9 protein-coding genes are annotated in these 12,364 nt (G+C 72.2%); 3 read left to right on the plus strand and 6 right to left on the minus strand.

Annotated elements, in window-relative coordinates:
- Nucleotides 1–97: 97 nt before the first annotated feature.
- Both BGM09_RS26855 and BGM09_RS26860 read left to right on the plus strand, forming a co-directional pair.
- The gene (locus tag BGM09_RS26855; RefSeq protein WP_188284285.1) at nucleotides 98–2,296 is read left to right on the plus strand and encodes a hypothetical protein; all 2,199 of its coding nucleotides are present in this window, start codon (nucleotides 98–100) and stop codon (nucleotides 2,294–2,296) included.
- A 79-nt stretch (nucleotides 2,297–2,375) separates the two neighbouring features.
- Nucleotides 2,376–4,637, plus strand: a complete 2,262-nt coding sequence (locus BGM09_RS26860) for an alpha-L-rhamnosidase C-terminal domain-containing protein (protein WP_188284286.1) — start codon at nucleotides 2,376–2,378, stop codon at nucleotides 4,635–4,637.
- A 108-nt stretch (nucleotides 4,638–4,745) separates the two neighbouring features.
- On the opposite strand, the gene acs is transcribed toward BGM09_RS26860, so the two are convergent.
- The 6 genes from acs to BGM09_RS26890 form a co-directional block, all read right to left on the minus strand.
- On the minus strand, nucleotides 4,746–6,737 hold the full coding sequence (gene acs / locus BGM09_RS26865; protein ID WP_188284287.1) for an acetate--CoA ligase: 1,992 nt from the start codon (nucleotides 6,735–6,737) through the stop codon (nucleotides 4,746–4,748).
- Nucleotides 6,734–7,381, minus strand: a complete 648-nt coding sequence (locus tag BGM09_RS26870; RefSeq protein WP_188284288.1) for an acetate uptake transporter — start codon at nucleotides 7,379–7,381, stop codon at nucleotides 6,734–6,736. Before BGM09_RS26870 ends, acs begins: the two co-directional genes overlap by 4 nt.
- Nucleotides 7,382–7,564: 183 nt before the next feature.
- On the minus strand, nucleotides 7,565–9,421 hold the full coding sequence (locus tag BGM09_RS26875; RefSeq protein ID WP_188284289.1) for a cation acetate symporter: 1,857 nt from the start codon (nucleotides 9,419–9,421) through the stop codon (nucleotides 7,565–7,567).
- A complete protein-coding gene (locus BGM09_RS26880; RefSeq protein WP_223187656.1) occupies nucleotides 9,418–9,879 on the minus strand; it encodes a hypothetical protein in 462 nt (153 codons plus the stop codon). The genes BGM09_RS26875 and BGM09_RS26880 overlap by 4 nt, the downstream gene beginning before the upstream one ends.
- Nucleotides 9,876–10,631, minus strand: a complete 756-nt coding sequence (locus BGM09_RS26885; protein WP_188284290.1) for a LytR/AlgR family response regulator transcription factor — start codon at nucleotides 10,629–10,631, stop codon at nucleotides 9,876–9,878. The genes BGM09_RS26880 and BGM09_RS26885 overlap by 4 nt, the downstream gene beginning before the upstream one ends.
- Nucleotides 10,628–11,818, minus strand: a complete 1,191-nt coding sequence (locus BGM09_RS26890; RefSeq protein ID WP_223187657.1) for a sensor histidine kinase — start codon at nucleotides 11,816–11,818, stop codon at nucleotides 10,628–10,630. The genes BGM09_RS26885 and BGM09_RS26890 overlap by 4 nt, the downstream gene beginning before the upstream one ends.
- 123 nt (nucleotides 11,819–11,941) lie before the next feature.
- On the opposite strand from BGM09_RS26890, the gene BGM09_RS26895 reads away from it, so the two are divergent.
- Nucleotides 11,942–12,319 carry a VOC family protein gene (locus tag BGM09_RS26895; protein ID WP_188284292.1) on the plus strand — a complete coding sequence of 126 codons (378 nt, stop codon included), beginning with the start codon at nucleotides 11,942–11,944 and terminating at the stop codon, nucleotides 12,317–12,319.
- Nucleotides 12,320–12,364: the final 45 nt, after the last annotated feature.

Genomic DNA, 12,364 nt, shown 5'->3' on the forward strand with positions numbered 1-12,364 from the left:
CCAGGAAGATCAGCGGGGGTTTCCTCGTTCGCGATCTTGAAACGATTCATTCGGGAGAGACATGCCGCACAGTGAAGTGCAGGGACCAACACGGCGCGTGCTCGTCACGACGGGGCTGGCCGCCGCGTTCGTCGCGGCGACGGAGGCGGGCGGGGGCCGGGCCGTCGCCGCGGAACCGGCCGCGGGAGCCGCACCGCAGGGCGCCTCGGTCCCAGGCTCGGCCCCAGGATCGGTCCCAGGCTCGGTCCCCGCCTCGGCCCCCGCCTCGCGGCCCGGCGGCAAGGCGCCGTCGGGCAAGTGGGACGCCTTCAACCTCTCCCCCGGCAGCCGTACGGTGCGCCCGGTCGCGGTCTACACGCTCACCGGCGTGGTGCGGCAGCCCGAGGCGCTGGTGGTCAAGGGGCGCGGCGCCAAGGCCGTCACCCGGATCACCGGCAAGGGCTCCTCCGTAACCTTCGACTTCGGCAAGGAGGTCGGCGGCTTCGTCACTCTCAGCTTCGGGGCGAGCGGTGAAACGAATCAGACGATCGGGCTGACGTACTCCGAGCTGTCCAACTTCGTCAGCACGTCATCCAGCGACGGGTCGAACGGCGGCGGCAACAACGAGCCCGCCGTGCGGTACGCGGTGACGCCCGGCGGCCGGGTCAGTACCGACAAGGACACCCCGGTCGCGGGCGCGGGTCCCGCCGCGACCGCGCACCCGGCGTCCCAACTGCGCGGCGGCTTCCGCTACGTGACGGTGGTCAACGAGACCTCGGGCTCCGTGGACCTGACCGATGTCTCGGTACGGATCACCTTCGCGCCGAACGCCGCCGACCTGTCGGCGTACCCCAACTACTTCTACTGCGACGACGACATGCTCAACCGGGTCTGGTACGCGGGCGCCTACACCGTGCAGACCAACATCATCGCCGCCGACCAGGGCCGGGTCTGGGGCCCGCCGGACCTCGGCTGGGACAACAGCGCGAAGGTCGGCGAGGCGGGCGGCACCGTGCTGGTCGACGGCGCCAAGCGCGACCGTACGGTGTGGCCGGGCGACCTCGGCATCTCCGTACTGACCGACTATGTGTCGCTGGGCGACCTGGTGACCGTGCGCGACTCGCTCCAGACGCTCTACAACCACCAGGACGCCGGCGGCGCGCTCCCTTACGCGGGCCCGGCGGTGAACTTCATCGGCAACTCCGACGCCTACCACCTGTGGACGCTCATCGGCACGGCGAGTTACGTCCAGCTCAGCGGCGACACCGCGTGGGCGCGCACAGCGTACGACGCGTACAAGAAGGCCGTGACGTACATCGTCGCGAAGATCGACGGTGACGGGCTGCTGAACGTCACCAGCGCGGCGGACTGGGCGCGTTCGGACGCGGACGGCAAGAATCTCGAAGCCAACGCCATCATGTACCGGGCGCTGGTGACCGCGAGCGCGCTCGCCACGACGCTCGGCGACCCGGCCTCGGCGGGCGCGTGGAGGGCGAAGGCCGCCGCGCTCAAGTCGGCGCTGGAGAACGGCGGTTACTGGGACGAGGCGGTGGGCCTGTACCGCGACAAGCCGACCGGCGGCGGCGCCTCGCTGTATCCGCAGGACGGCAACGCGCTGGCCGTGTGGTTCGGCCTGGTGGACTCCGCGGACCGCGCGCGGACCATCAGCGCCTCGCTGGCCTGGCGTTGGACGGCGGTCGGCGCGCTGTCGCCGGAGAAGAGCGGTTCCTCCGTGCACCCGTTCCCCGGCGGCATGGAGGTGCACGCGCACTTCGCCGCGGGGCAGGACGCGACCGCGCTCGACCTGATCCGCCGCGAGTGGGGCTTCATGCTCGACAGCCCCACGGGGACGGCCAGTACGTTCTGGGAGGGCTACCGCACCGACGGCACGTCGGACTACTCCGGTTCGTACATGAGCGCCGCGCACGGCTGGTCGACGGGCCCGACCTCGGCGCTGACGTACCGCTTCCTGGGCATCTCCCCCACCGGTGACGCGGGCGCGGGGCACCGCGTGGAGCCGCACCCCGGCGAACAGCGTTTCGCACAGGGTCAGTTGACCACCGCGAAGGGTGTGATCGGCGCGTCGTGGCAGCAGCGGGGCGGCGGTGAGTTCGACCTGACGGTGAGCGCGCCGGGCGGCGCCGTGGACGAGATCGCGGTCCCGGTGACCGACGCGCGCACCTGTGTCGTACGTCTCGACGGCCGCACGGTCTGGCAGGGGTCGGCGCGGCGCACCGGAGTGACCTTCTCCGGCGGCTACGTGCGGATCGCGGGCGTGGCGGCGGGCACCCGCAAGGTGACCGTGCGCCGCCGCTGACCGGCCGCCCGCGCGCCCCGAAGGGTTCGCGCGGGGAACGCACCCGCTTCCGTAGAGGGACACAGAGAGGGAACGACGTATGCCCATTCATGTCCGCAGGAGCCGCGCGGCTGCCGCGGCCGTCGCAGCCGGGACCGTCATGCTCGGCCTGCTGCCCGGCTCGGCCTTCGGCGCCGACGCGCCGACGACGACCGCCGCGGCGAAGGCGAACGACCCCTGGACGCAGGACGGCTACACCCCGCGCCCCGGCGACTGGCGCCCGTACGTCCTGGCGCCGGCCGGCCACACGGTCACCCCGGTCCGCGTGCTGTCGGCGACCGCCAGAGGCGGCGCGATCCAGGGCGACCCGAAGGCGGTACTGGGCGACGGCCGCAGGACCGTGCGGCTGGTCAGCAACGGAGACCGCACCCAATCGCCGCTGCTGGCAGTGGACTTCGGCAAGGACGTCGGCGGCCGGATCAGCGTCAAGGTGGCGGGCGCGTCCAAGACGCCGCCTCGACTGCACGTGTGCTTCAGCGAGTCGGTGCAGTACGCGGCCACCGCTCCGGGCGACAACAACGGCGAGGCGGCCCAGGCGCCGGGCTGCGACACCGCGAACATCTGGAACGGCTATCCCGGCCAGCCGTACACCTACGACGCCGACAGCCACACCCTCACCCTGGACACGGCGAAGCTGCCCGCGACCTTGACGGACACTCAACTGCGCGGCGGTTTCCGCTACGCGACGGTGTTCCTCGACGGGCCCGGCTGGGTGGACCTCGGCGCGGTGTCGGCGACGTTCGACGCGGCGCCGCGGCAGAAGTCGCCCGCCGCGTACCAGGGCTGGTTCCTGTCCAGCGACGACGAGTTGAACAAGATCTGGTACGCGGGCGCGTACACCGTGCAGCTCGACACCTGGATGTCGGACACGGCCAAGAGCTGGCCGTATGCGACGGGTGAGGGCGATCACGCGGACAGCCAGGTTCCGAACGCCGACCCCGCCAAGGAGGTCATCTTCGACGGCGCCAAGCGGGACCGCATCGTGTGGCAGGGCGACCTGGCGGTGCAGGTCCCGGTCACGTATCTGAGCACCAACGACACGGACGCGGTGGACAATTCGCTGTCCTCGCTGGCCGCGCAGCAGTTGCCGGACGGCTACATGCCCGGCGAGAGCCTGGTGGGGCCGCACAATCAGGACGAGATCCGCACGTACGGCGAGTACGTGACGTGGTTCGTCTACAACCAGTACCAGCACTGGCTCTACACCGGGGACCGCGCCTACCTCGACAGGTGGTGGCCCGCGCTGACGAAGGCCACCGCGTGGCTGGAGTCGGTGCGCGCCCAGGACCCGCAGGGGCTGATCGCCTTCGGCGCGGTCAACTCCTGCGGTCACTACGGCTACAGCGACTGCGGGCACGAGACGTATGTGAACGCGCTGTATGTGCGCGATCTCCAGGAGATGGCGGAGCTGGCCACCGCCCAGCACGACAAGGCCGCGTCCGGGGTGTACGCGAACCGCGCGACCGTGGTGAAGAAGGCCGTCAACGACCAGCTCTGGGACCCGGCCGTCGGTGCGTACCGGCTCTCGCGGGAGATCCCGGGCGCCTATCCGCAGGACGCCAACGCGGCGGCGGCGCTCACCGGTGTCGCCGACCAGCGGCGGGCGAGCAGCGCGATGGACTATCTGCGGCGGACGAGTTGGGGCCCCTACGGCGCGCTGACGATGGCGCCGAGCACGCCCAACGCGTCGATCGGGCCCGTCTACGAGCCGCTGCCCAGCGGTTTCGAGGCGAGCGCGCGGCTGGGTCTGGCCGACGCGAGCGGCGCGCAGCAGACCGGCGGCCTGGATCTGATCCGTACCTTCTGGGGCTACCAGCTCTCGCAGGACCCGGGCGGCACCTTCTGGGAGAAGGCCAACCTGGCGGGGCAGCCCGCTCTTTCGCAGTTCACCAGCCTCGCGCACGGCTGGGCTTCGGGACCGACGGTCAGCCTCACCAACCAGGTGCTGGGCATCCGGCCGACCGGCGCGGGCTTCGCCTCGTACGCGGTCGTGCCCACGCCCGGCGACCTCACGTGGGCGCAGGGCAAGGTGCCCACACCGCACGGCGCGATAGCCGCGTCCTGGCGCGCGAACGGCAGCGGATTCACGCTGGCCACCGACGCGCCGCGCGGCACCACCGGCAGGCTCGCGGTGCCGACCGGCGGCGCGAAGGCGCGGGTCACCCTGGACGGGCGGACCGTCTGGGACGGCACGCGGGCCGTCGGCGGCGCGCGCGTCAGCAGTGACGGGGTGAACGTGTACGTGGCCGCGGTCGGCGCCGGGCACCACACGCTCGTCTCGCACAAGACGCGCCAGCGGTAGGGGAATTGAGGGACGACGGCCCGCGGGCGGTGGGGAGACCGCCTCGCGGGCCGTCGTCGCGTACCGGCCGGGACCGGATCCGGCGCGGTACGCCGCCGCCGCTCCCCGCTACTCCTCGTCCGCCGTGGCGCCGGAGGACGAGCCGCCGGGCAGCCGTTCACGGATGGTGTCCATCACCGTGGAGTCGGTCAGCGTCGTCACGTCGCCGAGGTCGCGGTGTTCGGCGATGTCCCGCAGCAGCCGCCGCATGATCTTGCCCGAACGGGTCTTGGGCAGTTCGGCGACGACCAGGATCTGCCGGGGCCGGGCGATCGGCCCGATCTCCTTGGCCACGTGCGCCCGCAGTCGCCTGGCCACGTCGTCGCCGCCCGCCTCCCGCGCGGCCTGCTCGCCGTCGGCGCGCAGGATCACGAAGGCCACGATGCCCTGCCCGGTGGTCGCGTCGGTGGCGCCGACCACGGCGGCCTCGGCGACCAGCGGATGGGACACCAGCGCGGACTCCACCTCGGTGGTGGAGATCCGGTGCCCTGACACGTTCATCACGTCGTCGACCCGGCCGAGCAGCCAGATGTCGCCGTCCTCGTCCTTCTTCGCGCCGTCGCCCGCGAAGTACCAGCCGGGGAAGCGCGACCAGTACGTGTCGATGTACCGCTGCTCGTCGCCCCAGATGGTGCGCAGCATGCCGGGCCACGGCTCGGTCAGCACGAGGTAGCCACCGGAGCCGTTCGGCACCGGACGGCCCGTGTCGTCCACGACCTCCGCCGAGATGCCGGGCAGCGGCCGGAGCGCCGAGCCCGGCTTGCAGGTGCTGACGCCCGGCAGCGGGCTGATCATCTGCGCGCCGGTCTCGGTCTGCCACCAGGTGTCGACCACCGGGCAGCGGTCGCCGCCGATGGCGCGCCGGTACCACATCCACGCCTCGGGGTTGATCGGTTCGCCGACCGAGCCGAGCAGCCGCAGCGACGACAGGTCGTACTGGCCCGGGATCGTGTCGCCCCACTTCATGAACGTGCGGATCGCGGTGGGCGCGCAGTACAGGATCGTCACCTTGTACTTCTCGACGATCTCCCACCACCGGCCCTGGTGCGGGGAGTCGGGCGTGCCCTCGTAGAGCACCGAGGTCACGCCGTTGGCGAGCGGGCCGTAGACGATGTACGAGTGGCCGGTGACCCAGCCGATGTCGGCGGCCGTCCAGTACACGTCCTGTTCCGGCTTGACGTCGAAGACCGCCCAGTGCGTCCAGGCGGCCTGGGTGAGGTAGCCGCCGGTGGTGTGCAGGATGCCCTTGGGGCGGGCTGTCGTGCCCGAGGTGTACATGATGTAGAGCGGGTGCTCGCTGTCGAACGCCTCGGCCTCGTGCTCGGCCGGCTGCGCGTCCACCAGGTCGTGCCACCACACGTCCCGGCCCGAGGTCCACGCCACGTCCTGGCCCGTACGGCGCACGACCAGGACGCTGCGGACGTCGGGGCAGCTCTCCACGGCCTCGTCCACGGCGGGTTTGAGGGCGGAGGCCGCGCCCTTGCGGTAGCCGCCGTCCGCGGTGATCACCACCCGCGCGTCGCAGTCGAGGATCCGGCCGCGCAGCGCGTCGGCGGAGAAGCCGCCGAAGACCACGGTGTGCGGCGCGCCGATCCGGGCGCAGGCCAGCATCGCCACGACCGTCTCGGGGATCATCGGCATGTAGAGCGCGACCCGGTCGCCGGCCCGCACGCCCAGCGAGAGCAGGGCGTTGGCGGCGCGGCAGACCTCTTCCCTGAGGTCGGCGTAGGTGAGCGTGCGGGTGTCGCCGGGCTCGCCCTCCCAGTGGAAGGCGACCCGGTCGCCGAGCCCGGCGCGCACGTGCCGGTCGACGCAGTTGTCGGCGACGTTGAGCTTCCCGCCGACGAACCAGCGGGCGAAGGGCGCCCGGCTCCAGTCGCGTACCCGGGTCCAGGGCTCGGCCCAGTCGAGCCGGGCGGCCGCCGCTGCCCAGAACGCCTCGACATCGGCGGCGGCTTCCTCGTACGCGGCTTCGGTGACATTGGCCCGCGCGGCCAGTTCGGGCGGCGGGGGGAAGCGCCGGTCTTCTCTGAGCAGGTTGGAGAGGGTCTCCTCGGTCATGAGTGGGGCTCCTCCACCGGTCCGCCGCGGCGGCCGACGGGGAGTCCTGACAACGGGAGCACGGGGACGACCGCGCGCTTCCAGGTGCTGTTGGTGACGACGGCGAAGGAGGCGTACCAGGCGAACACGGCGGTGACCAGGCCGATCCAGCCGCCGACCTTGGTGATGGTGACGGACTTGTCGAATTCGGCGACGGTCAGCACGATGAAGGTCGCCGACAGGGCCACGAAGACCGCGAACAGCGCGGCGTTGGTCCGCAGGGCCGCGACCGTCATGTAGACGGTGAAGATCGCCCAGATCAGCAGATAGAGGCCGGTGGCCTGGTTGGCCGTGTCCGGGGGCAGGTCGCCGACGACGAATTTCACGTAGGCCGCGTAGGAGAGCCAGAAGGCGCCGTAGGAGCCGAAGGCGGTGGCCCCGAAGGTGTTGCCCTTCTTGAACTCCCACATTCCGGCGAGCAGTTGCATGAGTCCGCCGTAGAACAGCGCGAGCGGCAGGACCACCGTGAGCAGATTCTGGTCGATGAGGTGGGCGTTGAAGGAACTGAGGACGAAGGTGGTGGCGGCGAACGCGGCGAGGCCGAGCGGTCCGGGGTCGGCGATGCCGTCCACGGGCGGCCGTTCGGTCGTGACGGGGGTGCTCATCTGCGGTTCCCTCCTCGTTGAGGAACGGCGGCGCGAGTCGCGGTACGTACGCCGCCGCAGGCCGTGCTGGGCCCGCTCCCACGCTAGGAACGGCGACGTCGGGGGGCCACAGCCACACATCGGACGTCGCCCAGCGGTCGGGTCCGGGCGACGGACGGTCCGTCAGATACGGTGAGCGGTCGGTCAGGTACGGCGAACGGTCGGTGACCGCTCACCGGCGGGTCCCGGTGCGCCGGGCGTCTCCCGCGGTACAGGGACGCCGAGTTGGCCGGACTGACCGGGCCGACCGGGTTCCGGCTGCGCGCCGACCTCCTCCGGAAGGTGCATCCGCAGCATCACCCGGTCGACGTCCGCGCGCGAGATCCGGCCGCGGGTCAGCAGCGACCCGACGACCATCACGGCGAAGGCCACGGGGACGGTCCAGGCCGCGGGTTCCTCGAGCAGCGCGGCGATCCAGCCGCCGCCGGGTCCGCGCACGCTGGTCAGCACGACCGCGACGGCGGCGAGCCCGCCACCGGCCACCAGGCCGAACAGCGCGCCCAGGTCGGTCAGTCCGCGCCACCAGATGCCCAGCACCAGCAACGGGCAGAAGGACGAGGCCGCGACGGCGAAGGCCAGGCCGATCGCGTCGGCCACCGGCAGGCCGGGGGTCGCGACCGTCATCGCCAGCGGCGGTACGGCCGCCGCGAGCGAGGCCCAGCGGAAGCCGTGGGTCGAGCCGCGCAGCAGATCCTGCGAGACCACGCCGGCCACCGACACCGTGAGTCCCGACGCGGTCGACACGAAGGCGGCGAAGGCTCCCGCGGTCGCCAGCGCCGCCAGCAGCCGCCCCGCCTCACCGGCCTGTGTGATCTGCGGCAGCACCAGGACCGCGGTGTCGGTCTGCCCGGTGAGCAGCAGTTGCGGCGCGAAGATCCGGCCGAGCGCGCCGTAGACCGGCGGCAGCAGGTAGAAGCCGCTCAGCAGGATCAGGACGAGCAGCGTCGTACGGCGGGCGGCCCGGCCGTCGGGGTTGGTGTAGAAGCGGACGAGGACGTGCGGCAGGCCCATCGTGCCGAGGAAGGTGGCCAGCAGGATCGAGTAGACGGCGTACAGCGGGTGCGATCTGCCGCCCGCCCCGGACAGCGGGCTCGCCCACATGGCGCCGGTCGCCGGTTCGAGACCGACCTTGTGCGGTACGGGGACGCCTTCGGGGAAGGTCAGGCCGGCGCCGCCTTCCGCCGTGTGCTCGCCCCGCACCAGCCGTACGGGCACGCCGTGTTGGTCGCCGCCGGTCGCCGGTCCTTCGCCGTAGGCCGTGCCGTCGAGGGTGCCGCTGACCGTCACCGTCACGGGTGTCGTCACGTCGAAGCGGACCTGGGTGTCGAGCCGTACGACCGTGGTGTGCGGGAAGCGCGGCACGTCGGGCGCGGTCAGCGAGGGCGTGCCCGCCGACCGCCAGGCCAGGACGAGGAAGACGGCGGGCACCGCGATGGCGGTGAGCTTCAGCCAGAAGTGGAAGCCCTGCACGAGGGTGACGCTGCGCATGCCGCCCGCCGCCGAGACGCCGACGACAGCCGCCGCCACGACCACCGCGCCGACCCAGCGCGGCGCGCCCGTCACCGTCTGGAGGGTGAGGCCCGCGCCCTGCAACTGCGGTACGAGGTAGAGCCAGGCGATGACGGCGACGAAGACGCTCGCCACCCGGCGCACGGCCGTCGACCCGAGGCGTTCCTCGGCGAAGTCCGGCAGCGTGTACGCGCCCGAGCGGCGCAGGGGCGCCGCGACCAGCAGCAACAGCACCAGATATCCGGCCGTGTAACCCACCGGGTAGGCCAGCATGTCGACGCCGTAGGCCATCAACAGGCCCGCGACGCCCAGGAAAGAGGCGGCCGACAGATACTCGCCGCCGATCGCCGAGGCGTTCCACAGCGGTGAGATCTCGCGGGAGGCGACGTAGAAGTCCGAGGTGGCGCGGGACAGCCGCAGGCCGTAGAAGCCGACCGCGACGGTCGCCACGAGGACGACGACGAGGGCGGTGAAGCCGAGCGCCGGATTCATCCGGCCTCCGGGCCGGGGGCGGTTTCCTTCGTGGCCGCGGGTCCAGGCCCCGGGCCCGGACCCGGCGCCGGACCGGGGGCGTTGAGCAGATCCGTGAAGTCCCGCTCGACGCGCTCCGCGTGCCGTACGTGGAACCAGGCCGCGCCCACCAGCAGCGGGTAGGCGACGACACCGAGCAGCAGCCAGGCGAGCCGGACCCCGAGGACCTCCACGGTGCGCAGCCCCGGCGCGAGCGCGAACGCGCCGGGCAGTCCGCCGATGACGACCGCGAGGACGGCCAGCACACCGAGCGAGAGCCGCAGTTGGTCCCTGACCAGGGAGCGGACATAGACCTGGCCGAGGCGCGGCTGCGCGTGCAGGTCCTCGGCGACGGCCCGCGCGGACCAGCCGCCGGTACGGTCGCGGCGCGGCGCGGTCACCGCGACCCGGCGCGGCGGGGGCGGCTGCGAACCGCTCATGACGGCCCCTCGCCCGGCGCGGGCGACCACTGCATCAGCAGGTCCCGCAGTTCCCTGGAGTGGCGTCGGCTGACCGGGAGTTCACCGCCCGCGACCCGTACCGTCCAGTGCCCGGCGTCCGAGCGCAGCTCCTCCACGTGGCGGAGCGAGACCAGGTAGCCGCGGTGGATGCGGACGAAGCCGTGCTGCGCCCAGCGCTCCTCCAGGACGGCGAGCGCTATCCGGACCAGTGGCGCGTGGCCGCCCGCGTGCAGGCGTACGTAGTCCCCCTGCGCCTCGACGTACGCGACGTCCTCGCGGCGGATGAAGCGGGTGACCCCGCCGAGGTCGACCGGGATGCGCTCGTCGGAGCGGCCGGCGGGCGCGGCTCCCGGCGTGTTGCCCTCGATGACGGCGGCGACGCGGCGGACCGCCTCGGCCAGCCGTTCCCTGCCGACCGGTTTGAGCAGGTAGTCGCAGGCTTTGAGGGCGAAGGCGTCGACGGCGAAGTCCTCGTAGGCGGTGACGAAGACGACCGCGGGCGGCCGGGCGAAGCGGCCGAGTACGCGGACCAGGTCGAGACCGTCGAGGCCCGGCATCCGGATGTCGAGGAAGACGGCCTCGACCGACTCGTCCTCCAGCAGCCGCAGGGCCTCGTCGCTGCTGCCCGCGGTGAGCACCCGGCCGACCCGCCGGTCGCCGCGCAGCAGATACGTCAGGTCCTCCAGGGCGGGCGGTTCGTCGTCAACGGCCAGGACCTGCAACGGTTTCACGATGCGCGTACTCCGTTCCGGTACTTGGGCACCCGGACGTTGACCTTCGTCCCGGCGCCGGGGGCGGTCTCCACCACCAGGCCGTACTCGTCGCCGAAGACCGTACGCAGCCGCTCGTCGACATTGCCTAGGCCGAGCGAGTCGCCGTCGTCCTCTCCGGCGAGCCGCATCCTGACCTCCTCCGGGTCCATGCCCACGCCGTCGTCCTCCACACTGATGCGGCACTCCGCGCCCGCGTCCTCGGCCCTGATGGTGATGCGCCCCGGCGTCGACTTGGGTCCGAGTCCGTGGCGTACGGCGTTCTCAACGATCGGCTGGAGACAGAGGAACGGTACGGCCACCGGCAGCACTTCGGGCGCGATGAGCAGGTCGACGCGGAGCCGGGAGCCGAAGCGGGCGCGCTCCAGGCGCAGATAGCGGTCGACGGACCGCAACTCCTCGGCGAGGGTGGAGAACTGGCCGTGTCTGCGCAGGCTGTAGCGCGTCAACTCAGCGAATTCGAGCAGCAGTTCACGGGCCTGGTCGGGGTCGGTGCGGACGAAGGAGGCTATGGCGGTGAGCGAGTTGTAGACGAAGTGCGGGGAGATCTGCGCCCGCAGCGCGCGCAGTTCGGCTTCGATCATCCGGGTGCGGGAGCGGTCCAGCTCGGCGAGTTCCAACTGCGAGATGACCCAGTGCGCGACCTCGCCCGCGGCTCTGACCAGGCCCGCCGACACCTGGCGCGCGTACACCGACAGCGCGCCGACGACCAGGCCGTCCACCACCAGCGGTACGACGACGGCGCTGCGGATCGGGCACCGGTCGTCGCCGCAGTGGATCTCCTCGGCCGGGACCACCCACGGCCGCCCGGCGTCCATCGCCTCCCGCGCGTGTTCCACGGCCTGCGCCGCGTGCCTGCGGCCCGGACCTTCCCAGGCGAGCAGTTCGCCGTCGCCGATGACGGCCAGCGCGGGTGTGCCGAGCAGCGCCCGCAGATGGCGGGCGGCGCTGCGGGCCGACTCGGGGTCGAGGCCGTTGCGCAGCGGGGGCGCGGCCAGTGACGCCGAGTGCAGGGTGGCGAAGGCGGCCCGGTCGGCGGGCGTACCGAATCCCCTGCGCCCGCGAACCAGCCAGAACAGGGCCGCCGCGGCGCCCGCGACCACCAGCGCGACCGACACCACAGTGATCACTGACCCCATGCCTCGCATTATCGCCAGGTGTGACGGCGTGAGACAGGTTCCGTTCGCAAGATTCCGTCGTGCGGGGGCCGTACCGCCGGTTTCGGCCCTGCCGCCGCGCGCCGGAGCCGCCGTGCCCCCTACGCTCTGTTCATGATTGCCGAATTGCAGTGCGTGGTGCTCGACTGTTCCGATCCGGCGGAACTGGCCAGGTTCTACAAGTCGTTGCTCGGCGGTACGGTCGACCGGCCCGATCCGCGCTGGTCGTTGAGCGACGGCTGGGCGACACTGCACACCGCGGCCGGGCTGGTGCTGGCCTTCCAGCGGGTCACCGAATACCGCAGGCCGCGCTGGCCGGAGCCCGCCTCCCCACAGCAGTTCCACCTCGACTTCGGCGTGCCCGATCTGGCCGAGGCCGAGGAGAAGGTCCTGGCCAGGGGTGCGATCCTGCTCGACGACGGTGCCGGGACCCGGAGTTGGCGTGTCTACGCGGACCCCGCGGGGCACCCCTTCTGCCTGATCAAGCACTGAGTCCTGGCCGATCGAACACCGCATCGACGTGTCCGAGCACGGATG

Origin of the sequence: Streptomyces sp. CBMA29 (genome assembly GCF_014596445.1) — a bacterium.
In the GTDB taxonomy this organism is placed as follows: Bacteria; Actinomycetota; Actinomycetes; order Streptomycetales; family Streptomycetaceae; genus Actinacidiphila.

What these genes read in the sequence shown, in the direction of transcription:
- BGM09_RS26870 (WP_188284288.1), bottom strand. Translation starts at nt 7,381, where the DNA reads ATGAGCACCCCCGTCACGACCGAACGGCCGCCCGTGGACGGCATCGCC.
- acs (WP_188284287.1), bottom strand. Translation starts at nt 6,737, where the DNA reads ATGACCGAGGAGACCCTCTCCAACCTGCTCAGAGAAGACCGGCGCTTC.
- BGM09_RS26860 (WP_188284286.1), top strand. Translation starts at nt 2,376, where the DNA reads ATGCCCATTCATGTCCGCAGGAGCCGCGCGGCTGCCGCGGCCGTCGCA.
- BGM09_RS26880 (WP_223187656.1), bottom strand. Translation starts at nt 9,879, where the DNA reads ATGAGCGGTTCGCAGCCGCCCCCGCCGCGCCGGGTCGCGGTGACCGCG.
- BGM09_RS26890 (WP_223187657.1), bottom strand. Translation starts at nt 11,818, where the DNA reads ATGCGAGGCATGGGGTCAGTGATCACTGTGGTGTCGGTCGCGCTGGTG.
- BGM09_RS26875 (WP_188284289.1), bottom strand. Translation starts at nt 9,421, where the DNA reads ATGAATCCGGCGCTCGGCTTCACCGCCCTCGTCGTCGTCCTCGTGGCG.
- BGM09_RS26895 (WP_188284292.1), top strand. Translation starts at nt 11,942, where the DNA reads ATGATTGCCGAATTGCAGTGCGTGGTGCTCGACTGTTCCGATCCGGCG.